This is a genomic window from Rhodoferax potami, from assembly GCF_032193805.1.
Classification (GTDB): domain Bacteria; phylum Pseudomonadota; class Gammaproteobacteria; order Burkholderiales; family Burkholderiaceae_C; genus Allorhodoferax; species Allorhodoferax potami_A.
Map to the genome: position 1 here is coordinate 476,128 of NZ_JAVBIK010000001.1, position 24,950 is coordinate 501,077.

General features: G+C 61.3%; 24 protein-coding genes. 17 read left to right on the forward strand and 7 right to left on the reverse strand.

The genetic code is table 11. The annotated features are described in order from the left end of the window. Positions 1 to 108 precede the first annotated feature (108 nt). From RAE19_RS02305 to RAE19_RS02320, 4 genes are read left to right on the forward strand one after another with little or no spacing between them, the layout of a single operon-like run. The gene (locus RAE19_RS02305; protein WP_313873395.1) at positions 109 to 618 is read left to right on the forward strand and encodes a MarR family winged helix-turn-helix transcriptional regulator; all 510 of its coding nucleotides are present in this window, start codon (positions 109 to 111) and stop codon (positions 616 to 618) included. A 7-nt stretch (positions 619 to 625) separates the two neighbouring features. Further along, positions 626 to 2,125, forward strand: coding sequence for an efflux transporter outer membrane subunit (locus RAE19_RS02310; RefSeq protein WP_313873396.1), 1,500 nt, complete (start codon positions 626 to 628; stop codon positions 2,123 to 2,125). 53 nt (positions 2,126 to 2,178) lie between these two features. Then, complete coding sequence (locus tag RAE19_RS02315) at positions 2,179 to 3,444, forward strand: HlyD family efflux transporter periplasmic adaptor subunit (RefSeq protein ID WP_313873397.1); 1,266 nt, start codon at positions 2,179 to 2,181, stop codon at positions 3,442 to 3,444. Between the two features lie 7 nt (positions 3,445 to 3,451). After that, complete coding sequence (locus RAE19_RS02320; RefSeq protein WP_313873398.1) at positions 3,452 to 5,014, forward strand: DHA2 family efflux MFS transporter permease subunit; 1,563 nt, start codon at positions 3,452 to 3,454, stop codon at positions 5,012 to 5,014. 62 nt (positions 5,015 to 5,076) lie between these two features. On the opposite strand, the gene RAE19_RS02325 is transcribed toward RAE19_RS02320, so the two are convergent. The 3 genes from RAE19_RS02325 to RAE19_RS02335 all read right to left on the reverse strand — a co-directional run bounded on the left by RAE19_RS02325 (position 5,077) and on the right by RAE19_RS02335 (position 6,967). Beyond that, a complete protein-coding gene (locus RAE19_RS02325; protein ID WP_313873399.1) occupies positions 5,077 to 5,541 on the reverse strand; it encodes a hypothetical protein in 465 nt (154 codons plus the stop codon). A gap of 77 nt (positions 5,542 to 5,618) precedes the next feature. Further along, the gene (locus RAE19_RS02330) at positions 5,619 to 6,257 is read right to left on the reverse strand and encodes a CoA transferase subunit B (protein WP_313873400.1); all 639 of its coding nucleotides are present in this window, start codon (positions 6,255 to 6,257) and stop codon (positions 5,619 to 5,621) included. Positions 6,258 to 6,259: 2 nt separating this feature from the next. Beyond that, complete coding sequence (locus RAE19_RS02335; RefSeq protein ID WP_313873401.1) at positions 6,260 to 6,967, reverse strand: CoA transferase subunit A; 708 nt, start codon at positions 6,965 to 6,967, stop codon at positions 6,260 to 6,262. A gap of 100 nt (positions 6,968 to 7,067) precedes the next feature. Here RAE19_RS02335 and RAE19_RS02340 point away from each other — a divergent pair, with 100 nt between their 5' ends. After that, positions 7,068 to 7,622: a PAS and helix-turn-helix domain-containing protein gene (locus tag RAE19_RS02340; protein ID WP_313873402.1), complete on the forward strand. Its 555-nt coding sequence runs from the start codon at positions 7,068 to 7,070 to the stop codon at positions 7,620 to 7,622. A 148-nt stretch (positions 7,623 to 7,770) separates the two neighbouring features. Beyond that, the gene (locus RAE19_RS02345; protein WP_313873403.1) at positions 7,771 to 9,333 is read left to right on the forward strand and encodes a methyl-accepting chemotaxis protein; all 1,563 of its coding nucleotides are present in this window, start codon (positions 7,771 to 7,773) and stop codon (positions 9,331 to 9,333) included. On the opposite strand, the gene RAE19_RS02350 is transcribed toward RAE19_RS02345, so the two are convergent. Then, a complete protein-coding gene (locus RAE19_RS02350; protein ID WP_313873404.1) occupies positions 9,320 to 9,793 on the reverse strand; it encodes a hypothetical protein in 474 nt (157 codons plus the stop codon). The two genes, RAE19_RS02345 and RAE19_RS02350, sit on opposite strands and share 14 nt — an antisense overlap. A 71-nt stretch (positions 9,794 to 9,864) precedes the next feature. Here RAE19_RS02350 and RAE19_RS02355 point away from each other — a divergent pair, with 71 nt between their 5' ends. Next, positions 9,865 to 10,131 carry a hypothetical protein gene (locus tag RAE19_RS02355; protein WP_313873405.1) on the forward strand — a complete coding sequence of 89 codons (267 nt, stop codon included), beginning with the start codon at positions 9,865 to 9,867 and terminating at the stop codon, positions 10,129 to 10,131. 9 nt (positions 10,132 to 10,140) lie between these two features. Here the strand turns inward: RAE19_RS02355 and RAE19_RS02360 are convergent, their stop codons facing one another. Next, entirely contained in the window at positions 10,141 to 10,947 is an 807-nt protein-coding gene (locus tag RAE19_RS02360) for an IclR family transcriptional regulator domain-containing protein (protein ID WP_313873406.1), read from the reverse strand. Between the two features lie 241 nt (positions 10,948 to 11,188). Between RAE19_RS02360 and RAE19_RS02365 the strand changes: the two genes are divergently transcribed. From RAE19_RS02365 to RAE19_RS02385, 5 genes are all read left to right on the forward strand, one after another. Then, entirely contained in the window at positions 11,189 to 12,073 is an 885-nt protein-coding gene (locus RAE19_RS02365; RefSeq protein WP_313873407.1) for a 4-hydroxyphenylpyruvate dioxygenase, read from the forward strand. A 5-nt stretch (positions 12,074 to 12,078) separates the two neighbouring features. After that, entirely contained in the window at positions 12,079 to 12,981 is a 903-nt protein-coding gene (locus RAE19_RS02370; RefSeq protein ID WP_313873408.1) for a sugar phosphate isomerase/epimerase family protein, read from the forward strand. A 33-nt stretch (positions 12,982 to 13,014) separates the two neighbouring features. Beyond that, positions 13,015 to 13,914, forward strand: coding sequence for a 3-carboxy-cis,cis-muconate cycloisomerase (locus RAE19_RS02375; protein ID WP_313873409.1), 900 nt, complete (start codon positions 13,015 to 13,017; stop codon positions 13,912 to 13,914). 170 nt (positions 13,915 to 14,084) lie between these two features. Next, positions 14,085 to 14,495 carry a hypothetical protein gene (locus tag RAE19_RS02380; RefSeq protein WP_313873410.1) on the forward strand — a complete coding sequence of 137 codons (411 nt, stop codon included), beginning with the start codon at positions 14,085 to 14,087 and terminating at the stop codon, positions 14,493 to 14,495. Between the two features lie 84 nt (positions 14,496 to 14,579). Further along, positions 14,580 to 14,882 (forward strand): helix-turn-helix domain-containing protein, encoded by a 303-nt coding sequence (locus RAE19_RS02385; RefSeq protein WP_313873411.1) that lies wholly within the window; start codon positions 14,580 to 14,582, stop codon positions 14,880 to 14,882. A 15-nt stretch (positions 14,883 to 14,897) separates the two neighbouring features. Here the strand turns inward: RAE19_RS02385 and RAE19_RS02390 are convergent, their stop codons facing one another. Continuing rightward, complete coding sequence (locus RAE19_RS02390; protein WP_313873412.1) at positions 14,898 to 15,824, reverse strand: LysR family transcriptional regulator; 927 nt, start codon at positions 15,822 to 15,824, stop codon at positions 14,898 to 14,900. Between the two features lie 103 nt (positions 15,825 to 15,927). Here RAE19_RS02390 and RAE19_RS02395 point away from each other — a divergent pair, with 103 nt between their 5' ends. After that, a complete protein-coding gene (locus RAE19_RS02395; RefSeq protein ID WP_313873413.1) occupies positions 15,928 to 16,947 on the forward strand; it encodes a zinc-binding alcohol dehydrogenase family protein in 1,020 nt (339 codons plus the stop codon). A gap of 73 nt (positions 16,948 to 17,020) precedes the next feature. Here the strand turns inward: RAE19_RS02395 and pcaC are convergent, their stop codons facing one another. Further along, positions 17,021 to 17,428, reverse strand: coding sequence for a 4-carboxymuconolactone decarboxylase (gene pcaC / locus RAE19_RS02400; RefSeq protein ID WP_313873414.1), 408 nt, complete (start codon positions 17,426 to 17,428; stop codon positions 17,021 to 17,023). Positions 17,429 to 17,694: 266 nt separating this feature from the next. Here pcaC and RAE19_RS02405 point away from each other — a divergent pair, with 266 nt between their 5' ends. The 4 genes from RAE19_RS02405 (at position 17,695) to rpoD (ending at position 24,948) form a co-directional block, all read left to right on the forward strand. Further along, on the forward strand, positions 17,695 to 18,276 hold the full coding sequence (locus RAE19_RS02405) for a peroxidase-related enzyme (RefSeq protein ID WP_313873415.1): 582 nt from the start codon (positions 17,695 to 17,697) through the stop codon (positions 18,274 to 18,276). An 18-nt stretch (positions 18,277 to 18,294) separates the two neighbouring features. Continuing rightward, complete coding sequence (locus RAE19_RS02410; RefSeq protein WP_313873416.1) at positions 18,295 to 20,133, forward strand: gamma-glutamyltransferase family protein; 1,839 nt, start codon at positions 18,295 to 18,297, stop codon at positions 20,131 to 20,133. A 136-nt stretch (positions 20,134 to 20,269) separates the two neighbouring features. Continuing rightward, positions 20,270 to 22,297, forward strand: coding sequence for a DNA primase (dnaG, locus tag RAE19_RS02415; RefSeq protein ID WP_313873417.1), 2,028 nt, complete (start codon positions 20,270 to 20,272; stop codon positions 22,295 to 22,297). A gap of 338 nt (positions 22,298 to 22,635) precedes the next feature. Next, a complete protein-coding gene (gene rpoD / locus RAE19_RS02420) occupies positions 22,636 to 24,948 on the forward strand; it encodes an RNA polymerase sigma factor RpoD (RefSeq protein WP_313873418.1) in 2,313 nt (770 codons plus the stop codon). Positions 24,949 to 24,950 lie beyond the last annotated feature (2 nt).

A 24,950-nucleotide genomic window follows, 5' to 3' on the forward strand; every position in this document is an offset into this window, starting at 1 on the left:
CGCACCCGCATGCTTAAAAAGCGCCTTTCGCGGCTTTTTTTCGCCCATTCCATTGCCCATGCAATATCAGCCTTGACAATATTTGCTTAGGCAAATAATATTCGGGCCATGCACCATATCTCCCCTTCGTTTTACAGCCCCGAAAGCTATCGGCCGGAAGACAGCATCGGTTACCTGATGCGCAGCATCCTCTCGCACGTGGCCCAGTCGGTGGAGCACCAGCTCGCCCACACCGACCTGACCAACGCACAGTGGATTCCGCTTTTCAAGCTCTACAACAAGCAAGCGTCCACCGTAGCCGAACTGGCCCGCGCCTGCGAGCTCGACAACGGCGCCACCACCCGCCTGCTCGACCGAATGGAGGCCAAAGGCCTGGTTCAGCGCGTGCGCTCCGAGCAAGACCGCCGGGTCGTCAACATCCAGCTCACGCCTGCCGGTACGCAAGCCGCGGCCGACATTCCCCAGGTGCTGTGCGAGGTGCAAAACACCCACCTTGACGGTTTCAACGCTGAGGAATTCGAGAACCTTAAGGGCTATCTGCGCCGCATTCTGGACAACGCCCAACGCATCAAGGCAGCCAACAGCGCTGCAGTGAGCGCCCCCTCTACCGACCGCTAAGCACCCCATGCAAGACACCAACTCCCTCACATCCCCGGTACTGCGCTGGAGCCGGTTTGCGCTTAGCGCGGTGGCCATTGCGTCTTTGAGCGCGTGTGCCAACTTCTCGGGCATCTTTTCGCAAGCCACGCCGGTTGCTGCGCAGCAAGCCGGCTTGTCTACCCAAGCTATTCCGGCGGACAGCGTCGCGCTGGACAGCCAGTGGTGGAAAGCCTACGGCGATGAGCAACTCAACCAGCTGGTCGCCCAAGCCTTGGCCAACAACCCCAACCTGCGCGTGGCCCAGGCCCGTGTGCTGCGCGTGCAGGCCGGAATCGACAACGCCAACGCCTCCGGCGCACCGCAATTGAACGCAGGGCTGGATGCCTCCCGCCAGCTCTACACCCGCAACGGCTTGGTGCCCGCACCGATTGCTGGCAGCGAGCGCGAGATCGCCACGCTGCAAATGAGCGGCAGCTGGGAGCTGGACCTGTTCGGCAAGAACCGGGCTGCGCTGGATGCTGCCATCGGCCAAAGCCGCGCTGCTCAAGCCGACGCCCAGGCAGCCCGCATGCTGTTGGCCAGCAATGTGGCTCGCAGCTACTTCCAGTGGCTGCGGGTGCAAGGTCAACTCGAAGTGGCCCAGCGCACCCTGGCCCAGCGCGAGCAAACCCGCCAGCTGGTCCGCGACCGCCTGCAAGCCGGCCTGGACACCCAGCTCGAACTCCAGCAAAGCGAAAGCGGACTGCCTGATGCCCGCTTCCAAATCGAAGCCCTGAAAGAGCAGGAAGCTTTGCTCCTCAATGCCCTCGCCGCCTTGACTGGGCAACAAAATACGCCTCTAGCGCTCACCAAATATGCGCCAGAAGCTATCAATTCCATAGCGGCCGCACAAACCAAAGTGCAGTCGGTGCCGATGGACCTGCTGGGCCGGCGTGCCGACGTGGTCGCCGCCCGCTGGCGGGTAGAGGCTGCCACCCGCGATGTGGATAACGCCAAAACCCTGTTCTACCCCAACATCAACCTGACCGCGTTTGCCGGCTTCTCGAGCATCGGCTTTGACAAGCTGGTGCAAAGCAGCAGCGCCCAATGGGGCGTGGGCCCAGCCATTCGCCTGCCCTTGTTTGAAGGCGGCCGCCTGCGCGCCAACCTCAAAGGCAAAACCGCCGACCTGGACGCCGCCATTGAGACCTATAACGCCGCAGTCGTCGACGCAGTGCACGATGTGGCCGACCAGCTTACCTCCACCAAAGCCATTGAGCGCCAGCAGGCCGAGCAACAAGCCGCCCAGCGATCTGCCGAGGCCGCCTACGCCATTGCCGTGCAGCGGTACGAAGCGGGCTTGGGCAACTACCTGAACGTGCTCAACGCCGAAACCGCCGTGCTGGCCCAGCGCAAGCTGGCCGTGGACCTGGCGGCCCGCAGCGTGGACACACAGATCCAGCTGATCCGCGCGCTGGGTGGCGGCTTTACCGACACCGACAACACAGCAGCCAACGCACAGACGAGCGACGTAGTGGCGCGCTAAGCACTCACTACGGCCCCACCCAACACGCACTGAACCTGATTGAAAGAAACACCATGAGCACTTCTTCCACCCCCACCGTCGCCCCGGCCGCCACTCCCGCCGGCAACCCTGCACGCAAAAAAGCGCTGACCGTTCTCTCCATCGTCGTCCTGCTGGGTCTGGCCTATGGCGGCTTCGGCTGCTTTGGTGCTCGCCACTCGGAAGAAACTGACAACGCCTATGTGCAAGGCAACGTGATCCAAATCACCCCCCAAGTGGGCGGCACTGTCACTGCCATCATGGCGGACGACACCGACTTCGTGAAAGCCGGCCAAGCGCTGGTGAAGTTAGACCCGGCCGATGCCAAAGTGGCGCTCGACCAAGCCGAGGCCAACCTGGCCCAAGCGGTGCGCCAGGTGCGCACGCTGTATGCCAACAACGGCACCTTGTCCGCCCAGGTCACGCTGCGTGAGTCCGATATCGCCCGCGCACAGACCGACATCGCCCGTGCCACCGACGACCTGAACCGCCGCCAGGCACTGGCCGGCAACGGCGCCGTGTCCAAGGAAGAACTCAACCACGCCAAGTCGCAACTCACCACCGCCCAGAACGCCCTGTCCGCCGCCCAGGCGGGTGTGGCTGCTGCGCGTGAGCAGCTCTCCAGCAACCAGACCCTGACCGAAGGCACCAATGTAGAAAGCCACCCGAGCGTGGTGGCCGCATCCGCCAAGGTGCGCGAGGCCTTCCTCGCCCTGCACCGCGCCGAGCTGCCCGCGCCCGTGGACGGCTACGTGGCCAAGCGCACGGTGCAGCTGGGCCAGCGCGTGGCAGCTGGTGCTCCCTTGATGGCCATCATCCCGCTGAATCAGTTGTGGGTGGATGCCAACTTCAAGGAAGTGCAGCTGCGCAACATCCGCATCGGCCAGCCAGTCAAACTCACCGCCGACCTGTACGGCAAAAAGATGGAATACAAAGGTACGGTCGCCGGTTTGGGTGCCGGCACTGGTGCCGCCTTCTCGCTGCTGCCAGCCCAGAATGCCACCGGCAACTGGATCAAGGTGGTACAGCGCGTGCCGGTGCGGGTGGCGCTGGATGCTGAGCAACTGGCCCAGAACCCGCTGCGCGTAGGCCTCTCGATGGAAGCCACGGTGGACGTGACCGACCAGAGCGGCAAGTCCTTGGCCGATGCGCCCCGCGCCGCCTCGGTGACCCAAACCGATGTGTACACCGTGTTGGACCAGCAAGCCAACGCCGAAGTGCGCAAAGTGATTGCCGCCAACCTCGGCCGTGGCGCCAAGACCAACGTCCATGCCGCCGCCAAGGCCGGCGAAGGCGTGTGAGCCATCCATGAGCTCACCCGCCGCTTACTCTGCGCTGCCACCCCTGGAAGGGTCGGCGCGCCTGTGGGGCACGATTGCGCTGTCGGCCGCCACGTTCATGAACGTGCTGGACTCGTCCATTGCCAACGTGTCTTTACCGGCCATTGCCGGTGACCTCGGGGTCAGCTCCAGCCAGGGCACTTGGGTCATTACCAGCTTTGGCGTGGCCAACGCGATTGCCTTGCCGCTGACCGGCTGGTTGTCGCAACGCTTCGGCCAAGTGCGGCTGTTTATCACCAGCGTGTTGTTGTTTGTGCTGTCCAGCTGGTTGTGCGGCATTGCGCCCAACATGCCCTTTCTGATTGGTGCCCGCGCCCTGCAAGGCTTTGTGGCTGGCCCCATGATGCCGCTGGCGCAAACGCTGTTGCTCTCCAGCTATCCACCGGCCCTTGCGGGCTTGGCGATGGCGCTCTGGGCCATGACCACGCTGGTCGCCCCCGTGATGGGCCCGCTGCTGGGCGGCTGGATCACCGACAACGCGCACTGGGGGTGGATTTTCTTTATCAACGTGCCGATCGGCATCGTGGCGGGGTTCATCACCTGGAGCATCTTTCACAAGCGCGAAACGCAAACGCGCAAGCTGCCCATCGACACCGTGGGCCTGGCCTTGCTGGTGATTGCAGTAACCGCGATTCAGATGATGTTGGACTTGGGCAAAGAGCTCGACTGGTTCCACTCCAACGAGATCATTGCGCTGACCGTGCTATCGGTGGTGGCCTTCGCGTTTTTGATCGTGTGGGAGCTGACCGATGACCACCCGGTGGTCGATTTGAAGCTTTTCAAGGTCCGCAACTTCTTGACCGGCACCATCGCCATGTCAATTGCTTACGGCCTCTTCATGGGCAACATCGTGCTGCTGCCGCTGTGGCTGCAAAGCTTCATGGGCTACACCGCCACCCAGGCCGGCATGCTGATGGCGCCAGTGGGTTTGTTTGCGATCATCCTGTCGCCCATCATCGGCAAGAACATCACCAAGTTCGACACCCGCCGCTTGGCGACGCTGGCCTTCCTGGTGTTTGCGCTGGTGCTCTGGATGCGTTCGCACTTCAGCACACTCTCGGACTTCAACACCATGATGATTCCGACGCTGATCCAGGGCATTGCGCTCGCGCTGTTTTTCATTCCGCTGACCAGCATCATTCTGGGCGGTTTGCCGGGCGACAAGATTGCGTCCGCCTCGGGCCTGAGCAGCTTCTGCCGGGTGCTGTTCGGCTCCTTTGGCACCTCGATCTCGGTCACGGTGTGGCAAGACCGCACCACCTTGCACCACGCCCAGCTGACCGAGATGATCAACCGCGGCAGCACGGCATCTAACAGCGCCTTGGCGGGATTGAACGCATCCGGCCTGAGCACTGAGCAGGCCCTGAGCCAGATCAACCGCATGATCGACCAGCAAGCCGCCACCCTGGCAGCCAATGATGTGTTCTACGCCTCGGCGGTGATCTTTGTGCTGTTAATTCCGCTGGTGTGGCTCTCCCGCCCGGCCAAGGGGGGCGCAGGCGCCTCGGAAGCAGCGGCCGGCGCACACTGATCACGCGCAATCTGCAGACGAAAAAACGGGGCCTTGGCCCCGTTTTTTATGCAGCACGCTGATCAGCTCAGCTCCGGCCCTTGCGGGTTGGTGGCGCGTGCGCTGCGGTTCACACCATTGTTCACCGACCAGGGAATAGACGCAGCCCGGTCCAGGGGCGCCACTTTGGTCAGCAAAGCCTGCCAGAAAAAGCCACTCTGAATTGCGATCACCGCAAACAGCATGTAGCTCTGTGAGCTGGAAGCCAACCACAGGTTGTACACCGGCATAAACACAAAAGGCGACACCAGCAAAGGCAGGCCAATGCGCAAGGCCTGCATGGACTCCAGCCCCTTGCCGAGGTTGAAGAGGTCCCAGTAGTAATTGGTAAACATGCCCAGCACCATCCAGCAGCCCAAGTGCCATGCGTACACGATGGCGTGGTTGCGTGCCAGCATCAGCACCCAGGGTTGGGAACCCTCGTCGGCATTCATCACGAACACAATCAACACCCCGGTCGCAGCAAAGACCACGGCGTAAATGAACATCATCAACTTGAGCGCTCTGGACATAGTTCCCCTAGGGTGAAATGGTGCGCGCCATCTTACCCGCAGGCCCTCCCGCCTTAGAGCAGGGTCACGCCGGTTTTTGCCTGCACTGCCTCACGGGTGACACCCGGAGCCAACTCCACCAGCTTCAAGCCTTCAGGGGTGACGTCCATCACCGCCAGGTCGGTGATGATGCGGTCCACCACGCCTACGCCGGTCAATGGCAAGGTGCAGCTGGGCAGGATCTTCAGGTCTTCGGTGCCGTCTTTCTTCTTGGCCACATGTTCCATGAGCACAATCACGCGCTTCACGCCGGCGACCAAGTCCATCGCGCCGCCCATGCCCTTGACCATCTTGCCGGGGATCATCCAGTTGGCCAGATCGCCCTTCTCGGACACTTGCATGGCACCTAGGATGGACAGGTTGATCTTGCCGCCGCGGATCATGGCAAAGCTTTGGTCCGAGCCGAAAATGCTGCTGCCTTTGATGGTGGTTACGGTTTGCTTGCCGGCGTTGATCAGGTCGGCATCCACCTCATCTTCAGTCGGAAAGGGGCCGATGCCCAGCATACCGTTCTCGCTTTGCAGCCACACCTCTTTGTCGGCGGGGACATGGTTGGCCACCAGGGTGGGAATGCCGATCCCCAGGTTCACATAAAAACCGTCTTCGAGTTCGTGGGCTGCACGCGCAGCCATTTGGTCTTGGTTCCAGCTCATGGTCAGACTCCTGCTTTTTCAGTGATGGTGCGTTTTTCGATCCGTTTTTCGGGTCGGGTGTTCAGCACGATGCGGTGCACATAAATACCGGGCAAGTGGACCTGATCGGGGGCGATGTCGCCGGTCTCCACAATCTCTTCCACTTCCACCACCGTGATCTTGCCGGCCATGGCCACAGCCGGGTTGAAGTTGCGTGCAGTAAAGCGGAACTGCAGATTGCCCGACTTGTCGGCGCGGTGGGCTTTGACTAGGGACACATCCGGCACCAGCGAACGCTCCATCACGTAGGTCTCGCCATCAAACTCGCGCAGCTCTTTGCCCTCGGCCACCATAGTGCCCACACCGGTTTTGGTGAAGAAAGCGGGAATGCCAGCACCACCAGCGCGCAGCTTCTCAGCCAACGTACCCTGGGGGGTGAACTCCAACTCCAGCTCGCCGGCCAGGTACTGGCGCTCGAACTCTTTGTTTTCACCCACATAGCTGGAAATCATTTTTTTGATCTGACGCGTCTCGAGCAACTTGCCGAGGCCAAAGCCGTCCACGCCCGCGTTGTTGGAGATAGCGGTCAGGTTTTTGGCCCCCGAATCGCGCAAGGCATCAATCAGCGCCTCCGGGATGCCGCACAAACCAAAGCCACCAACGGCCAGTAACTGTCCGTCCTGAATAATGCCTTCAAGCGCCTGCGCGGCGCTGGGGTAAATCTTGTTCACTGCGCGTATCTCCTATGTAGATAGAAACAACATGGGCGCTACGATACTACGTAACCACATACGTAGTTCCCCGTAAAGCCTTTCCCTCACCGCAATCCGCATGGACATTGACTACCGCCAAGCTTTTGACCTTGCGCCCGTCGGGCTGGCGCTTTCGCGCAACCGCACCATGATCGACTGCAACCAGCAACTGTGCGACATGTTCGGGGCCACCAAAGACCAACTGGTAGGCCAGTCCTTCCAGGTGCTGTACCCCAGCGCCGACGAGTTTGAACGCCTCGGCGCGCGCATGGCCCCCTTGCTCAACCGCAATGGAACCTATGCAGATGACCGCATCATGAAACGACTCGACGGGCGCTTCAAAGGCGAGACTTTCTGGTGCCATGTGAGCGGCCGCGCCCTGAACCCCAGCGCCCCGCACGAGGCCGGCATCTGGACCTTTGAAGACCTGAGCGCCCTGCGCCCGGTGCGCGCAGAACTGACCCCGCGCGAGCGCGAAGTCGCGGCCTACCTGATGCAGGGCCAGACCTCCAAACAGATCGGCAAAACGCTGGAAATCAGCCACCGCACCGTCGAAATTTACCGCGCACGCCTGATGCGCAAGTACAAGGCATCGACCACCGCAGACCTGGTGCACAAGTTGATGGCCAGCTAAAGCTGGGGAATCTCTCAAATCGGGAGCTGAAATAAATTGGCCTCGATATCACCTCTTTTTATAGGGCTATCGGCACAGTTAATCGGAAAGAATGGATCACGCATTTGTGGACCTATGTCCGCATTCGCCCCCACTAAGGATGTACCCCATGGACTTTCTGAATCGCTGGACCATCAAGAGCCGCCTCGGTTTTGGCTACGCACTGTTGGGACTGGCAGTGCTGGTAGTAACGATAGTGGCCCTGAACGCATTGAGCAAATCACAGGCCAATTTCGAAAAACAGGTGGACCAACTCGATGTGATTCAAGCGCTGGGAAATGAAGTGCTGGACGCTGCCAACGCCCGCGCCGTCTTTGCGCGCAACCTCGTGATTGCAGCATCTGACGAGCGCGTTCAGTACAACAAAAGCTTGATCGAAAAAGCCCATAGAAATGTGCAAACGCACATTAAAGAGCTGCAAGCAGCGGTGTCGCAACTGGACCCGCCCGACACCACACTTCAGCTGGCCTTGGACAGTATTGTGAAAACCGAATCACAGTATGGTCCGGTAGCACTGGACATTACGCAGCTTGGTGCAAACGGACAACGGAACACGGCAATTGCCAAGATCAACACAGAGTGCCAACCCTTGCTCGACCAGCTGATCAGCGACATCGGGAAATTCAACGACACTGGCAAACGCATCAGCCATGCCAATGTGGAGAGGTCCAAGAGGGACTTCGGCACCTTGCGTATTTCGTTGATGCTGACTGGCGCATTGGTCGTGATCATTGCGGCTGCTCTCGGTGTTGCCACTACCCGCTCGATCATCCGACCTTTGAGTGCGGCCATGCACGCCACCGAAGCGTTCACCCTGGGTAACCTGACCCAAGCACTTCACGCCCGAGGCAAAGACGAAATTTCGCAGTTGCTAAATTCTCTGGAACGCATGCGCAGCAGCCTTAAACAACTGGTTGCTTCTGTCCGGCAGGGTGCTGACGCGGTAAACACCGCGAGCAGTGAAATTGCGCAGGGAAATCAGGATCTCTCCTCGCGCACCGAGAGCCAAGCCAGTGCATTGGAAGAGACGGCCGCGAGCATGGAGGAGCTGTCTTCCACAGTCAAACTGAATGCCGAAAACGCCTCGCAAGCCAATCAATTGGCCCAACAGGCATCTGCAGTTGCCACTCGTGGCGGACATGCGGTCACTGAGGTGGTCCACACGATGCAGGGCATTAGCGACAGCTCACGCAAGATTTCTGACATCATTTCTGTGATCGACGGCATCGCCTTCCAGACCAACATTCTTGCCTTGAACGCCGCCGTAGAGGCCGCACGCGCCGGCGAGCAAGGGAGGGGCTTTGCCGTCGTGGCCAGCGAGGTTCGATCACTGGCAGGACGCTCGGCAGAAGCTGCCAAGGAAATTAAAACCCTGATCAACGACAGCGTGGAGCGCGTTGAAAAAGGCCGCGTCATCGCCGATGAGGCAGGCACCACGATGGACGATGTCGTGCAGAGCATCAAGCGGGTAACAGACATCATGGGGGAAATCAGCTCCGCCAGTGCAGAGCAAAGCACGGGGGTCGCCCAAGTCGGTGATGCCGTGTCGCAAATGGACCATGCCACCCAACAAAATGCAGCGCTGGTTGAACAAATGGCCGCTGCCGCCAGCAGCATGCAAAGTCAGGCCCGAGAGCTGGTGAGCTCTGTCTCGGTCTTCAAGTTGGACTGAGCCCGGTATCTGGCAAGCGCGCCAGGCGAGACATCAGTTCCGCCTTGTCCATCTCCAACGCCGCAATCCGCTGCTCGGCCAGCCCCAAGCTCAGCAGCGCTGCCTGCAGCTCGGCCTCCAGGCGGGCCACTTCCTCCGTCAGGGTGTCCGCCACAGCGGTCACCTTTTCGCGGGTGGCGTCGCGTGTGATGGTCAGGCCGGCAGTCACCGTGTCCAGCCACGCAAGGATCTGCACCCGGGTGGTGTCTTTGTGCAGCGGAGTTTGCAGGGTCGCTTTTTTCACATCGGCCCGGCGGCACAACTCGGATTGGGTCACCCGCCCGTGGTTAAAGGGGTAGACCCCGTGGTGCGCTGCAATGTCTGCTTCGATCTCCGCCATGGCTTTGCGCAGGCGCGCCAGTGCGGCTTCAGTGCGGGGGTTCGCGTTTTCAGTGACAGGAAGGATGGGACGTTCGGACATGAAAGGATCTCTAGGGAGGCAGCCGGCGCAGTGTACTGAAGCTAGACTCACCATCCTCCCAAAGGACAACCATGACAACCCCATTCACCCCCGCCCCCCATGAAACCGAAGCCTGGGCTGCCCTCAAACAGCTGGGCGATACCGCGGTATCCACCGGCGGCCTGCAGGCTCTGCTTCAAATGTTTATCAGCGTGGTGACCTCGGCGGAAGAGGTGGCACGGGTGAGCGAAGAAGCCGGCCACCCGGACTCCATGACCACCCAAGTCATTTCGGAATGGGTCAGCACCCAATACGTGCCTGATATGCAGGCCCAGTTGCAAGGAAGCGGCGAGGCTTAAGGGCGAGGCCTAAATCAGGTTGCGCATGGCGCGTGCGGTTTCCTGCAACACCGGCAACACGCGGCGGACTGCATCATCGGTGCTCTCGTTGCCCATGGGCATGGTGACGTTGAGCGCTCCCATCAGGGCCCCGTGGCGGTCAATCAACGGCACCGCTACACCGCGGTAGTTCATTTCCAACTGCTGCTCTGACACCGCCCAGCCCTGCTGGCGAATGCGGGCGAGCTCGACCCGCATCCGGTCTTTGCTGGCAATCGTGTGCGAGGTATAGGCCTTGAAGGTTTGCTGCTGCAGCCAGTCTTCGAGCCATGCCGGGTCGCGCATGGCCAAGATCAACATGCCTGCCGACGTGACCTGCGCCTGCACCCGCGAGCCCAGCACATAGCCGGTACTCATGGGCCGGTTGCTGCCGTTGCGGGCGATGTAGACGATCTCGTCGCCGTCCAACACACTCACATAGGCAATCTCTTGGGTGCCGGCAGTCACCCGCTGCAAAAACGGCTGCACCACCCGGGGCAGGCGGGCTGACTCCAAGTACGACTGCCCGATGCGCAGCACACGCGGCGTGAGCCAAAACAGCTTGCCATCACTCGCCACATAGCCCAGGTACTGCAAGGTCAGTAGGTAGCGGCGGGCGGCGGTGCGCGTCATGCCACAACGCTCGCCCGCCTGGCTGGCCGTCATGCGCTGGTGCGCATCATCAAAAGCCTCGATCAGCCCCAAGCCCTTCTCCAGGCCGGCAATCCAGTCTTTCTTTTCCAGAGCGGGCGCGTCAATGCCGGCAATGGGCGGGCGCAAGGCAAGTTCAGTAGTCATGGGCGCTGATTTTGGGGGGCCGAAAAACCGGGCAAGCCTAGTGCTTACCCGCAATACGAGCGATCATCGATCATTTAAGTTCAATAAACGATCTTTTTAACCAATATTCACTTTCATCCGCACAAGCTAGTCGCTAAAGTTCGCACCAAATCGCGCCGTTCGTTCGACTAACGAACACCTTTGCTATTGCAGCCACCACCGCGTAACCCTCTTTTTTACTGTTTGACGACCCGGAGAACCCATGGCCAATACCCCACGCCCCAGCGGCGCAGACCGCGAACACATTGACGAAGGCCCCAACCCCTTGGGTCTGGAAGGCATTGAGTTCATTGAGTACGCCACCTCCAAGCCACAGGCGCTGGGCCAGGTGCTGGAGGCCATGGGATTCCGCCCCATCGCCCGCCACCGCTCGCGTGAAGTGCTGCTCTACCGCCAGGGCGATATCAACGTCATCGTCAACGCCCACGGCCGTGGCGCAGCGCTGACCGAAAAACCGGTGATCGCCGCCATCGCCCTGCGGGTGCAAGATGCGTCTGCCGCCTACAAGCGGGCCTTGGCCCGTGGTGCCTGGGCCGTGCCAGTGCAAGTCGAAGTGATGGAACTGCACATTCCCGCGGTGCATGGCGTGGGCAACAGCCGCATTTACTTTGTAGACCGCCACCGCGAATTCTCGATTTACGACGTGGACTTCACGCCCGTACCTGTAGTCGACAAGAACCCGCCGGCCATCACCGGCCTGCACTTCTTCGGTGTGGTGCAGTACATCGGCAATGACCGCAGCGATGACTGGACCGAGTTTTACAGCGCCCTCTTCGGCTTTACCGCCCTGGAGCCCGAGACCCGCTTCGGCATCTTGCCCAAGGGGCGCATTCTGCAAAGCCCTTGCAAAACCTTTTACCTGCAACTCATCGAGCCCGAGCCAGGTGTCCTGGATGTGGAAGACGACGAATGCTTCCAGCGCGTGGGCCTGGGTACCCCGGATGTGCAAGCCACCGTAGCGGCCTTGCGCCAGCGCGGTGTGGACTTTGTGCCCAGCAAAGACCCGGCGCAAGACAGCAAGGGCGCGCTCACCCGCCCCACCATGGGTAACGCCATGTTTGAGCTGGTTCACCACACTCGGGGCTGAACACCATGAGCCAATTTGAAGGCAAATTTGACGACTTCGGGATGGACACCATCACGCTGGCCGGGCCCCTGAAGGCCAAGCTGGACGCCATGAAGGCGGCCGGCTTCACCCAGGTGATGCTGCTGGCCCGTGATCTGGTGAGCCACCCCGAGGGCTGGCGCGCCGCGGTGCAAGAGGTCAAGGACAGTGGCCTGCGCGTGACCGGGTTTCAGGTGCTGCGCGACTTTGAGGGCCTCTCCGGCCACCTGCACGATTACAAGGTCGACATCGCCAAAAGCATGATGGAGATGTGCGCGGCCCTCGACTGCCGCGTCATGCTGGCCTGCTCCAGCACCTCCACCCACGCCACCGGTGACACCGACAAACTGGTGCAGGACCTGCGCAAGCTGGCCATGCTGGCAATTCCGATGAACATCAAAATCGCGTTCGAGGCCCTGTCCTGGGGCCGCAACGTGAATGAGTTTCCCCAAGCGTGGGACCTCATTAGCCAAGCCGACATGCCCAATTTGGGTCTGGGCTTTGACTCCTTCCACCTGTTTGCCACCAAGACCCCGTTGGACGAGCTGGAGATCCTGGACCCCAGCAAGATCTTTCTGGTGCAGCTGGCTGACTTCATGTGGAACGAAATCAAAACCGTCGAGGAGCGCATCACCACGGCGCGCACCTTCCGCGTGTTCCCCGGCGAAGGCGTGCACAGCGAGGCTCTGGCAGAACTCGTGCTCAAGCTGCACCAGCTGGGTTATCGCGGTGACTACAGCTTTGAGGTGTTTAACGACGACTACCAGCAAATGCCGCTGGAAACCGTGGCTGCCCGCGCGCGCCGCGCCGCGCTGTGGCTGGGTGAAGATGTGCTGCGCCGCTCGGTGCCGCTACCCAACCAGATGCGCCTACGCCAAGCGCTGGCCTGACCCACCCGACCCGACCTCAACCAAACAATTGCCATGAGCAGTGTGCTGGACGATTTTTTGTATGCGCCCGAGGTGCTGGAGTCCTTCGGGGCCCAGCGTTTTGTGGCCGCCATGCTGCGGGTAGAAGCCGCACTCGCGCAGGCCCAGGCCGAGCACAGCGTGATACCTGCGGATGCGGCGGTATCCATCGTCGACACCTGCAAGGTCGAGCTGTTTGACGCCGCCCGCATCGTGCGCGACAGCGCCAGCTGCGGCAGTTTGGCGGTTCCTTTGATCAAGAGCCTGCGCGATACGGTCGGGCTCTTCAACCCGGCGGCGGTCGCCTTTGTGCACTACGGGTGCACCAAGCAAGACCTGATCGACACCACCATGGCGCTGATCACACAGCAGGTGTTGGCAGTCACCCGTGGCTATGTGGAAACCTGCATGGCGGCGCTGGCGCAACAACCCGAACTGGCGGTAACGATAGCGCCCTTGCGCCGCGCACTCCAACGCCTGGATGCCAGCTCAGCCGCTGCACTGGCGGTGCAGCTGGGCGGCACCCTGAGCGCCCGGCCCGCGCACGGCCCCGCGGTGCAAGCCGCGCTGGCCCGGCACCTCAAATTGTCTATCCCCGATGCGCCATGGGATACCCAGCGTGACGCCTGGGTAGCATTGGGCTGCGATGTGGCTCTGCTGATCGGCAGCTTGGGCACGCTGGCCAGCGCCATGGTGCAGCGCTCGCCCGGCACAGAGCCCTGTGCCGGAAGCTTGACCGCTCTGGCCATGGCGCGCCGCAGCCCGCAGCGGGTGGCGGGCTTGCTGAGCTCCATGCCCCATGCGTTCGAGCGCACCCTGGGCTTCTGGCAATCCGATCAGAGCGACTGGACCCAGTTGCTGATGTCGGCGCACGCCAGTGCCTGGGGTTTGGCCAAATCGCTACAAAAAACATAGCGCCCCGCGCACATAGATCGTGGGCAAACGACCCATTGAGCAATAAAAGACCTCCAGGCACTCGCGGTGCATGAAAGCTCGATCTGTGTGAATGAGTGTGTTCTGCTGAGGCCACTGCCTTCTTACAGTTGTGGCTCACAGTCTTTCACTAAGCGCACAAGGTTCTCGGAATGGCACACACCCGCTGGGTTTTGAAGGGTACTTTGGTCGACGCTTACGGAAAAGCACTTCCACCGGTTCTGCAAGCCGCCTATGGCTCGGTGGTCGGGCGCAGCCTCTACGGGATCACCCTTTTTTCTAACGGCCATGTGATGCAGCTGCTCGAAGGCGAAGTTGCTGCCTTGCAATCTGCCGTGCGCAACTTGCAAGACCAAAGCAAAATTTTTGGCATCGAGCGCTTGTTGCAAGAGCCTACGGATGGGCCGAGTCACGAGAGCGTGTCGGTCGGACTGCACCGCTTCAAAGACGAAATTGCCAAACACCTGCCAGGCCATGTGCAAGTGTTCAGCTTGTGTGCCGACGAGATTTGCCAACGTACGCCCCCCGGTAAAGCGCGCGATCTTTTGCTTGGATTCGCTTAGACCACGCCACCTGGCGCGTCAGCGCACAGACCCGCCCGCCAAAGGCCCGCAGCATCGGATTTTTGGGGGCTCACGCTCAATCCCATGCCACGCAGCACGCGCTCAACCGCTTGTACGAATGAATGTGTTTTAAAAAAAACACATTCGCCGGACACTGCGCCGGTGGAAATGAACAAGATCAATTACAAACAAATCGTCGGGAAGCGCGTCAGGGGATTACGGCAAAACGCCGAACTGTCTCAGGAAGTTTTGTCGGAACGATGCGGAATATTCCGCACCTACTTGAGCCGGATCGAGTCCGGCGCTGCCAATCCCACCTTGCTGGTACTGGTCGCCCTCGCAGACTCTTTGGGTGTACCGCCCTCAGAGCTACTAACCAAAGATTGAACTAGGGCCCAGGCCTTAGCGGGCGGAGCCCGAAGCGGCCGGCAATGGCGGCATCGCGGCGCAAGCGGTGGCCACAAATTCCCTTAACAAACGCAAACCCGGGGTCAGCTGGCGCCGGTCGGGTAGCACCATGTAAACCGGCACCGGCTCGGTGTCCCAGTCGGTGCACAGCATCACCAAACGGCCTTCGGTCACATCGTGGGCCACATCCAGCCAGGCTTTGTAGGCCACACCCCGGCCTGCCACTGCCCAGCGGCGCACCACATCCCCATCGTTGCCGACATGCCCGCCTTGCACCCGCACGGTCAGGGCCTCACCCGCTTGGCGAAAAGTCCAACGGTCATTCACATCTTCCCCCAGCATGAAACACAGGCAGTCGTGCCCGGCCAGGTCGTGGGGCGTAAGGGGCGTGGGGTGCTGTGCCAAATACGCGGGGGAAGCCACTAGCACCCGCCGGTTGTGGGGCGCTACCGGCAGGGCCACCAAACTCGAGTCCTGCGGCTTGCCGTAGCGGAAAGCGGCGTCGACGGGTTCGCTGAACATATTGGCCATGCGGTCTGACAGGGTGAGCCGGTAGCGCAGCTGCGGGTGCAGCGACTGAAAGTCATCCAGCCACGGCAGCAGCAGGTTGCGACCCATGTCGGACGAAGCCGCTAAGCGCAACACGCCTTGCACCTCGTGGCGGCCGGTACCGAGTGCGCGCACCCCTTCGCTCAGGGTGCTGAGGGCCAGCCGCGCGTGTTCTAGAAAAGCCGCGCCCTCCGGGGTCAGCCGCAGGCTGCGGGTCGAGCGCACCAAGAGCGGCACCTGCAGCTCTGACTCCAGCCGCTTGAGGGCGGCACTGGCTGCCGCCGGGGTCATGTCCAGCGCACGGGCGGCGGCAGAGAGGCTGCCGGCGTCCACCGTGCGCACCAAGATAGCGAGGTCTTGCAGGGCTTTCATTTTCAAATTTTATTTGAAGCTGAATTCAATCCAAGGCCTATTTTTCTTTTCAAGCAATAGAAAGATGATTCAGGCCTTGTCGTTATTACTCTGAGAGTCCGCCATGAAAGCTATCGGTTACACCCAGCCCCACCCTATTGCCGCCACCCCGGGGCTGCAAGACATCACCCTGCCGGACCCGGTTGCGCTGGGCCACGACTTGCTGGTGGAGGTGCACGCAGTGTCCGTCAACCCGGTTGACACCAAGCTGCGCAAAAGCGCCCGCCCTGCTGAGGGAGACGCCTACAAGGTGTTGGGTTTTGATGCCAGTGGCATCGTGCGTGCGGTGGGCCCGGAGGTTAGCCTGTTCAAACCGGGTGATCGGGTGTTTTACGCAGGCGCCATCCAGCGGCCCGGCACCAACAGTGCGCTCCACCTGGTGGATGAGCGCATCGTGGGCCACATGCCCACAAGCCTCGACTTTGGCCAGGCCGCCGCACTGCCACTCACCAGCATTACTGCCTGGGAACTGTTGTTCGACCGCATCGGCGTGCAGCCCGGCAAAAAGCCCACCGGCAAAACCCTGCTGGTGATCGGCGCGGCAGGCGGGGTGGGCTCGGTGCTGGTGCAGCTGGCACGCCGCTTGACCAGCCTGACCATCATCGGCACCGCCTCGCGCCCTGAAACCCGGGAGTGGGTGCAGTCCTTGGGCGCTCACCATGTGATCGACCACAGCCAGCCCATGGCACCGCAGTTGGCCGCTATCGGGCTGCCGCAGGTAGACATCGTGCTGAGCCTGACCCACACCGAGCAGCATTTTCCGGAGATTTTGGAGGTGATCGCGCCCCAGGGTCAGTTCGGCCTGATCGACGATTTGCCGACTTTGGACGTGATGCCCTTCAAGCGCAAAGCCATCTCGGTGCATTGGGAACTGATGTTCACCCGCCCCTTGTTTGCCACACCTGATATGGTAGCCCAGCACCACCTGCTCAATGAAGTGGCCCAACTGGTCGATGCCGGCTTGCTGCGCACCACCCTGGCCGAGCACTACGGCACCATCAACGCCACCAACCTGCAGCGCGCGCAAGCCTTCGTAGAGTCGGGCACCGCCCGGGGCAAAGTGGTGCTCGAGGGCTGGGCCTGATCAACCTGTCGATTGCTATTAAATAAGGAGCAGCGAGTCCAATCAAAATATGGGCTAGCTGCTCTTTTGACATTCAATCGCGGCTGCTGACCACCTCATCGGCACTGCGAAACGCCTCTACCGCGGTGGGCACCCCGCAGTACACCGCGGCGTGCAACAGCACCTCCTGGATTTCTTCGACACTTGCGCCATTGTTCAGAGCGCCCCGCACATGGCCTTTGAGTTCGTTTTGCTTGCCCAAGGCGGTGAGCATGGCCACCGTGATCAAACTGCGGGTTTTCAAATCAAGGCCCGGGCGCTGCCACACATCGCCCCACGCCGCACGGCTGATGTGTGCCTGCATCGGTGCGGTAAACGGCGTGGTTTTGGCCAGCGCCGCGTCCACAAATGCATCTCCCATCACCTGACGACGAGTGGCCAAGCCTTGGGTGTAAGCGTCCGGGTCCGGACGGGCGGGCAAGGGGGTATTGGGGTCTGTCATCAGAGGCCTTCAGGGCAAAGCCGCCATGTTCAGCCGGCGTGCCATTGCCCAAGCTGGGACAACAAGGCCACCAGACCCATGCCATTGATGACGATGCCGACGGTGGTTTTGATTTCTTTCATGGTGCAAGTCTCCGGGTAGTGGGCTGCGACGAAGTTCGCAGTAGGATGAATACTAAAAAGCACCGACACTTATGTAAATTCAATTCACTGAATCACATCGATAGTTTTTAAAAATACGCTGATCAGCGACCCGACGGAGACCCCATGCACCCCACCCCACGCTACCCCCTGCCCGACCTCAACACCCTGCCCGACGACCTGAAGGCCAAGATCCTCGAGGTTCAGGAAAAGTCCGGCTTTGTGCCGAATGTGTTTTTGGCATTTGCCCGCCGCCCTGCCGAATGGCGCGCTTTTTTTGCCTACCACGACGCACTCATGCTGCGCGAGGGCTCCAGCCTGACCAAGGGCGAGCGCGAGATGATCATCACCACCACCAGTGCCGCCAACCAGTGCCTGTACTGCGTAGTGGCACACGGCGCCATTTTGCGGATTTACGAGAAAAAGCCGCTGGTGGCAGACCAGGTAGCCGTCAACTACCGCAAGGCCGACATCACACCGCGCCAGCGCGCCATGCTCGACTTTGCGATGCAGGTCTGCCTGCAAAGCCACACCGTGGAAGACGCCGACTTTGCCACCCTGCACGCCCACGGTTTTGACGACGAAGACATCTGGGACATTGCAGGCATTACCGCTTTCTTCGGCCTCTCCAACCGCATGGCCAATGTGACCGGCATGCTGCCCAACCCCGAGTTTTACCTGCTGGGCCGGGTCCCCAAAACCAAATAGCCACTCGCCACACCCGCCATGACATTCCCCCCCCACCGCACTCTCAGCCTTGCCGTGACGGCGCTTTGTGCAGCGCTGCTGTCAGCGTGTGTCGTGTCGCCGCCACCACCGGCACCGTCCGCGCCACCACCCCAGCCCGAAGCCGCAAGCGGCAGCACCGCCAAACCCGGCTGGGCGACCCGCCGCTATGCGGTGGCTGCGGCCAACCCGCTAGCCACCGATGCCGGGCGCCAGGTGCTCGCAGCGGGCGGCAGCGCCGTCGATGCGGCGATTGCGGTGCAAATGGTGCTGAGCCTGGTAGAGCCGCAGAGCAGCGGCATTGGCGGGGGCGCTTTTCTGCTGCACTTCAATGGCACGACCACGCAAGCGTTTGACGGCCGCGAAACCGCGCCCGCCGCTGCCACGCCGGCCCTGTTTCTGGATGCATCAGGCCAAGCCATGAAGTTTGCCGATGCGGTAGTGGGCGGTCGCTCGGTCGGTGTGCCGGGCGCGGTCGCCATGTTGGCGCAGGCACATGCCTTGCACGGCAAACTGCCGTGGGCTCAGTTGTTTCAACCCGCTATCAACCTGGCCAACCAGGGTTTTGCCATCAGCCCACGCATGGCCGCACTGCTGGCGGCAGACCCGCACCTGAAAAAAGACCCGGTAGCCGCAGCTTACTTTTACGACGCTGCAGGCAAGCCATGGCCAGCTGGCCATGTGCTGCGCAACCCCGAACTGGCAGCGGTGTTGCAAGGCATAGCCACCCGTGGCCCCTCTGCCCTGCTGCGAGGCGAGGTCGGTGAAGCCATCGCCCGCAAAGTGCAAGGCCACCCTACCAACCCGGGCAGCCTGAGCACCCGCGACCTGGCAACTTACCGCCCGCTGGTGCGCGAACCGCTGTGCTTTGACTACGACACGGCACCCCGCCCGGTGCGCATTTGCGGCATGCCGCCGCCAAGTTCGGGGGCGATTGCCATTGGTCAAATTCTGCGCATGCTGGACCACACCCCTGCCCGCAGCCTGCCCCTGGTGCAAGGCCAACCCGGTGCCGACTGGTTGCACCTGTACACCGAGGCTTCGCGCCTAGCGTTTGCCGACCGGGGCCAGTACCTCGGTGATCCGGCCTTCGTGCAAGCCCCAGCGGGCAACTGGGCCAGCTTGTTAGCACCGGCCTACTTGCGCAGCCGTGCCGCGCAGATCGACAGCAGCCCCACTGGGCAGAGCATTCAGTTTGCCTTGCCGGGGCAGCCCGGCGGCACGCCACTGAGCTACGCACCCATGCCTGACCAGTTGGAGTACGGCACCTCGCACATCTCGGTGGTGGATACCTATGGCAATGCGGTTGCCATGACCACCACGATTGAAGATGCCTGGGGCTCACGCCAGATGGTGAACCGGGGAGCCGGCCTCGCGGGCGGCTTTTTGCTCAATAACCAGCTCACCGATTTCAGCTTCAGCCCCACGGGGGGCGACGGCAGGCCGGTGGCCAACCGCGTAGAGCCGGGCAAGCGGCCGCGCTCCAGCATGTCGCCCACGCTGGTCTTTGACAAAGCCACCGGCCAGCTGCTCATCAGTGGCGGCAGCCCGGGCGGCGCACTCATCATCCACTTCACCGCCAAAACCCTCTACGGCATGTTGCACTGGGGTCTGAACGCGCAACAAGCGATCGACCTGCCCAACTTCGGCTCCCTGAATGGCCCTACCCTGTTGGAGGCGGGGCGCTTCAGCCCGGCGGTGGTGCAGGCACTGAAAAGCAGGGGCCACACCGTCGTGGAGGTTCCGATGGCGAGCGGCCTGCAAGCCATCGCGCGCACCCCCACGGGTTTCTTTGGGGGCGCGGATCCGCGGCGAGAAGGTGTGGTGCTGGGTGATTGAATTTTTATTCAGGCATCAAATCGGCCTCCAGCGCTCTTAGAGCCTGCGCAAGCAGCTCCTTATTTGATAGCAAATACCTTGCGCTAGCACAGCCGGACTGCTCCAGCGATCGGCGCAGGCTGCCTACAATCGCCCTATGGCCATCCCGCAAAGCTTCATCCAGGAACTCATCGCGCGCACCGATGTGGTGGAGATCGTGGGCCGCTATGTGCAGCTCAAAAAGGGCGGCGCCAACTTCATGGGCTTGTGCCCGTTTCACGGGGAAAAGTCGCCCTCGTTCTCGGTGAGCCCCGCCAAACAGTTCTACCACTGCTTCGGCTGCGGCAAAAACGGCAATGCCATCAGCTTTTTGATGGACCACGCCGGCATGACCTTCATCGAGGCCGTCAAAGACCTCGCCGGCCAATATGGCATGGTCATCCCTGAGGAAGAAGGCAGCCCCCAGGACAAAGCCCGCGCCCAGGCGCAGCGCGAGAAGCAAAACACCCTCACCAGCGTGCTGGAAAAAGCCGGCGAGGCTTATAAGCGCGGACTCAAGGAGTCACAACGCGCGATTCAGTATTTCAAAGGCCGCGGCCTGTCGGGCGAAATTGCCAAGCAATTCGGCCTGGGCTATGCCCCGGAAGGCTGGCGCAGCCTGGCCAGCATCTTCCCGCAGTACGACGACCCCTTGCTCGTCGAGAGCGGCTTGGTGATCCTGCACGAGGCCGAAAACGGGGGCGAAGAAAAGCGCTACGACCGGTTCCGCGACCGGGTGATGTTCCCGATTCGCAATATCAAGGGCGAGTGCATCGGCTTTGGCGGGCGGGTGCTGGGCGATGAAAAGCCCAAATACCTCAACTCGCCGGAAACCCCGGTGTTTAGCAAGGGGCGTGAGCTCTACGGCCTGTTTGAAGCCCGCAGCTCCCTGCGTGAGCATGGCTATGCGCTGGTCACCGAGGGCTATATGGACGTGGTGGCGCTGGCCCAGTTAGGCTTCCCCAACGCGGTGGCCACGCTCGGCACGGCCTGCACCAACGAGCATGTGCAAAAGCTGTTCCGCTTTACCGATGCGGTGGTCTTCAGCTTTGACGGCGATGCCGCCGGCCGCCGCGCCGCCCGCAAGGCGCTGGACGGCGCCCTGCCCTTTGCCACCGATGTGCGCAGCATCAAGTTTTTGTTCCTGCCCGCCGAGCACGACCCCGACAGCTTTATCCGCGCCTATGGCAAAGACGCCTTTGCCGACTACGTCAGCAAGGCCACGCCACTGAGCCGGTTTTTGATCGAAGCGGCGCAAGAGGGCTGCGATCTCAGCTCCGCCGAGGGACGGGCCCGCATGTCCAGCCAAGCCAAGCCCTTATGGAGCCAGTTGCCCGAGGGCGCGCTCAAGCTGCAACTGCTGAGCGAAATCGCCCAGCTGGTGCAGCTGCCCTCAGCCGAACTCGGCAGCCTGTGGTCAGGCGCCGGCACCAAGCCTGCCGCCGAAGCACCGCGCCGCAAGCGCGAAGCGGCGCCGGCCTCTGCGCCGAGCTTCGATGACGGCATGGGCGACATTCCCTATTTTGATGACGACGAGCCTGCCGGGTTCTCGGAACCATGGGTGCCGCAAGAGGAGTGGAAAAAGAAGACCGAATGGAAGAAAGAGGGCTGGACGCCGCGCGGCAAAGGCGACGGCAAGTGGGAGGGTAAATGGCAAGGCAAAGGCGGCAAGTTCGGCAACCGTGAGGCTCGCCCCAGCGGCCCGCTGGCCAAACTCGATAGCCGTCCGGACCTTGCCGCCCGCATCTTGCTCAACCACAGTGAGCTCTGGGACATCCTTTCCAGCGAAGACCACAGCCTGTTGTGCGAACTGCCTGCCCCCCACGGCGAGCTGTTTACCTGGCTGGAAAGCCAATTGCATGAGCACGGCCCGGTCTCCCGGGGCACCTTGAAAGAAGAAATTGTGGGTCACCCGGCCGAGGACTTGGTGCAGCGTCTGACCGCCGGCCCGGTAATGGCGAGTGAACCATTGCGTGAATCCGGCCCCGAGTTGCGCGATTTGCTCAACCGGATGCTGCTGGACCGTATCGACGCACAGATGCGCGTGCTGGCAACCGATTCTGCCAACCTGGCCGAACTGCGGGTCCTGATGGACCGCAAAAAAGAACTGGGCAAACTACTTGCAGCCAGTTCGATTGACGCCTGAAGCCTAACGCCTGGCCAGGACCGCCGTGGCCCACCGGCCTGCGCACCCCCTGCTGTTGTCGGGCGAAGTTCGTCCGACAACTCTTGGGCTTGTCAATAGCAACTATAATGTCTGATTAGTTCGGCAAGAGCGACAGCAGCACCTCCGGGTCAGGCCACCGTGAATAGTTCATCACAACAGGCCACCTTACCGCAAGGACTGCATTCCAAATGATCGCCCTCCCATCTTGCCAATGGGGAATTTGATTCCCTGCCTAGCCACTACATCGCGTTTGAGCGCAGCGTCAGCCGGCAACTGTTCTGTCGTTTGTTAGTTTTTTGTTGTCCCGAGGTTTCTGCATGCCCGCTTCAAAATCCGCCAAGCCTGTTCAGCCTGCCAGCAAGGCCGTTGCCAAAACCGAAAAGAAAGCACCCTCCGTGTCCGCACCCAAATCCAAAGCCACCCTGTTGAAAGAAGCCGCTGACGCGCTTTTGGCCGCTGCTGAAGCTCCTGCGAAAAAGAAAGCGGGTCGCCCCGCCAAGGCCGCAGCTGACGAATCTGCTGCTCCCGCCAAAACCACCACCGGCGCCAAGCGCGGTCGCAAGCCCAAGGCTGCAGCTGCCGAATCCAGCGGTGATGACATGGACATGTCGGATATTGAAGCGGACTTGGTCGGCGAGCCCGAAGCCGCGGCCACCACGACGGCTACCGGTGAAAAGGTCAAGCCCCTGCGCATGAAGATCAGCAAGGCGAAAGAACGCGCCTTGATGAAAGAGTTCGGCTTGGACGAAACTGTCCTGTCCGAAGAAGACATGGCCAAGCGCCGCGCGCGCCTGAAGGCCCTGATCACCTTGGGCAAGACCCGCGGCTACCTGACCCACGGCGAAATTTCCGACCACTTGCCCGACAAGCTGGTCGATGCGGAAACTCTGGAAGTCGTGATCTCCATGTTGAACGACATGGGCGTGGCGGTGTACGAGCAAACCCCTGACGCAGAAACCCTGCTGCTGAACAACAACGTCTCCACTGCGGCCACTGTGGAAGAAGCGGAAGAAGAAGCCGAAGCCGCCTTGTCCACCGTGGACTCGGAATTCGGCCGCACCACCGACCCGGTCCGCATGTACATGCGCGAAATGGGCACGGTCGAGTTGCTGACCCGCGAAGGCGAAATCGAAATTGCCAAGCGCATCGAAGGCGGCTTGATGGACATGATGGAGGCGATCTCCGCATCGCCCGCCACCATCGCCGAAATTCTGCGTCTGGGTGAAGATATCCGCGAAGGCAAAGTCGTCATCACCACCATCGTGGACGGCTTTTCCAACCCCAACGAAGCTGACGACTATGTGGCTGAAGAAGACTTCGACGAATTCGACGAAGCCGACGATGACGACGGCAAAGGCGGCTCCAAGGCCCTGACCAAAAAGCTGGAAGAGCTGAAAAAGCAAGCACTCGAGCGCTTCGACAAAATGCGCGAGCTGTTCGAGAAGGTGCACAAGGTCTACGACAAGGAAGGCTACGGCACTCCCGCGTATGTGAAAGCACAGAAGGCCCTCAGCGACGAGCTGATGACCATCCGCTTCACCGCCAAGGCGATTGAAAAGCTCTGCGACATGGTGCGTGCCCAGGTGGACGACGTGCGCAAGAAGGAACGCGAACTGCGCCGCATCATCGTAGACAAGTGCGGCTACCCGCAAGAACAATTCATCGCGGAATTCAGCGGTCGCGACAAGGCCGGTAACAAGGCGGTCTCCAACCTGCTGAACCTGAAGTGGATTGAAAAGCAAGCCGCCTCCGGCAAGAGCTGGGCCGCTGTCATGGGCCGCAACATTCCGCCGGTGCAGGATTTGCAACAAAAGCTGATCGACCTGCAGGCGCAGGTGGTGGTGCCTTTGGAGCAACTCAAAGACATCAACAAGCGCATGAATGCCGGCGAGTACGCCTCCCGCGCCGCCAAGAAAGAAATGATCGAGGCCAACTTGCGCCTGGTGATTTCGATCGCCAAGAAATACACCAACCGCGGCCTGCAGTTCCTGGACCTGATCCAGGAAGGCAACATCGGTTTGATGAAAGCGGTGGACAAATTTGAATACCGCCGCGGCTACAAGTTCTCGACCTACGCCACCTGGTGGATCCGTCAGGCGATTACCCGCTCGATCGCGGACCAGGCCCGCACCATCCGTATTCCGGTGCACATGATCGAAACCATCAACAAGATGAACCGTATCAGCCGCCAACACTTGCAAGAGTTTGGTTTTGAGCCGGATGCGTCGGTCTTGGCTGAGAAGATGGAGATCCCGGAGGACAAGATCCGCAAGATCATGAAGATCGCGAAAGAGCCGATCTCCATGGAAACACCGATCGGCGACGACGACGACAGCCACTTGGGCGACTTCATCGAAGACGGCGCCAACACCGCACCTATGGAAGCGGCGATGCAGGCCGGTCTGCGCGATGTGGTCAAGGACATCCTCGACAGCCTCACCCCGCGCGAAGCCAAGGTGCTGCGTATGCGTTTCGGTATCGAGATGACATCCGACCACACCCTCGAAGAAGTGGGCAAGCAGTTCGACGTGACCCGCGAGCGCATCCGCCAGATCGAAGCCAAGGCCCTGCGCAAGCTCAAGCACCCCAGCCGCTCGGACAAGCTGCGCAGCTTCACCGACACCCTGTAAAG

Coding starts and splice junctions, on each gene's coding strand:
- RAE19_RS02370 (WP_313873408.1), top strand. CDS start 12,079: ATGAGCCAATTTGAAGGCAAATTTGACGACTTCGGGATGGACACCATC.
- RAE19_RS02390 (WP_313873412.1), bottom strand. CDS start 15,824: ATGAAAGCCCTGCAAGACCTCGCTATCTTGGTGCGCACGGTGGACGCC.
- RAE19_RS02375 (WP_313873409.1), top strand. CDS start 13,015: ATGAGCAGTGTGCTGGACGATTTTTTGTATGCGCCCGAGGTGCTGGAG.
- RAE19_RS02385 (WP_313873411.1), top strand. CDS start 14,580: ATGCCACGCAGCACGCGCTCAACCGCTTGTACGAATGAATGTGTTTTA.
- RAE19_RS02405 (WP_313873415.1), top strand. CDS start 17,695: ATGCACCCCACCCCACGCTACCCCCTGCCCGACCTCAACACCCTGCCC.
- RAE19_RS02350 (WP_313873404.1), bottom strand. CDS start 9,793: ATGTCCGAACGTCCCATCCTTCCTGTCACTGAAAACGCGAACCCCCGC.
- rpoD (WP_313873418.1), top strand. CDS start 22,636: ATGCCCGCTTCAAAATCCGCCAAGCCTGTTCAGCCTGCCAGCAAGGCC.
- RAE19_RS02360 (WP_313873406.1), bottom strand. CDS start 10,947: ATGACTACTGAACTTGCCTTGCGCCCGCCCATTGCCGGCATTGACGCG.
- RAE19_RS02315 (WP_313873397.1), top strand. CDS start 2,179: ATGAGCACTTCTTCCACCCCCACCGTCGCCCCGGCCGCCACTCCCGCC.
- RAE19_RS02355 (WP_313873405.1), top strand. CDS start 9,865: ATGACAACCCCATTCACCCCCGCCCCCCATGAAACCGAAGCCTGGGCT.
- RAE19_RS02365 (WP_313873407.1), top strand. CDS start 11,189: ATGGCCAATACCCCACGCCCCAGCGGCGCAGACCGCGAACACATTGAC.
- RAE19_RS02320 (WP_313873398.1), top strand. CDS start 3,452: ATGAGCTCACCCGCCGCTTACTCTGCGCTGCCACCCCTGGAAGGGTCG.
- RAE19_RS02330 (WP_313873400.1), bottom strand. CDS start 6,257: ATGAGCTGGAACCAAGACCAAATGGCTGCGCGTGCAGCCCACGAACTC.
- RAE19_RS02410 (WP_313873416.1), top strand. CDS start 18,295: ATGACATTCCCCCCCCACCGCACTCTCAGCCTTGCCGTGACGGCGCTT.
- dnaG (WP_313873417.1), top strand. CDS start 20,270: ATGGCCATCCCGCAAAGCTTCATCCAGGAACTCATCGCGCGCACCGAT.
- RAE19_RS02395 (WP_313873413.1), top strand. CDS start 15,928: ATGAAAGCTATCGGTTACACCCAGCCCCACCCTATTGCCGCCACCCCG.
- RAE19_RS02305 (WP_313873395.1), top strand. CDS start 109: ATGCACCATATCTCCCCTTCGTTTTACAGCCCCGAAAGCTATCGGCCG.
- RAE19_RS02340 (WP_313873402.1), top strand. CDS start 7,068: ATGGACATTGACTACCGCCAAGCTTTTGACCTTGCGCCCGTCGGGCTG.
- RAE19_RS02310 (WP_313873396.1), top strand. CDS start 626: ATGCAAGACACCAACTCCCTCACATCCCCGGTACTGCGCTGGAGCCGG.
- RAE19_RS02325 (WP_313873399.1), bottom strand. CDS start 5,541: ATGTTCATTTACGCCGTGGTCTTTGCTGCGACCGGGGTGTTGATTGTG.
- RAE19_RS02380 (WP_313873410.1), top strand. CDS start 14,085: ATGGCACACACCCGCTGGGTTTTGAAGGGTACTTTGGTCGACGCTTAC.
- RAE19_RS02345 (WP_313873403.1), top strand. CDS start 7,771: ATGGACTTTCTGAATCGCTGGACCATCAAGAGCCGCCTCGGTTTTGGC.
- pcaC (WP_313873414.1), bottom strand. CDS start 17,428: ATGACAGACCCCAATACCCCCTTGCCCGCCCGTCCGGACCCGGACGCT.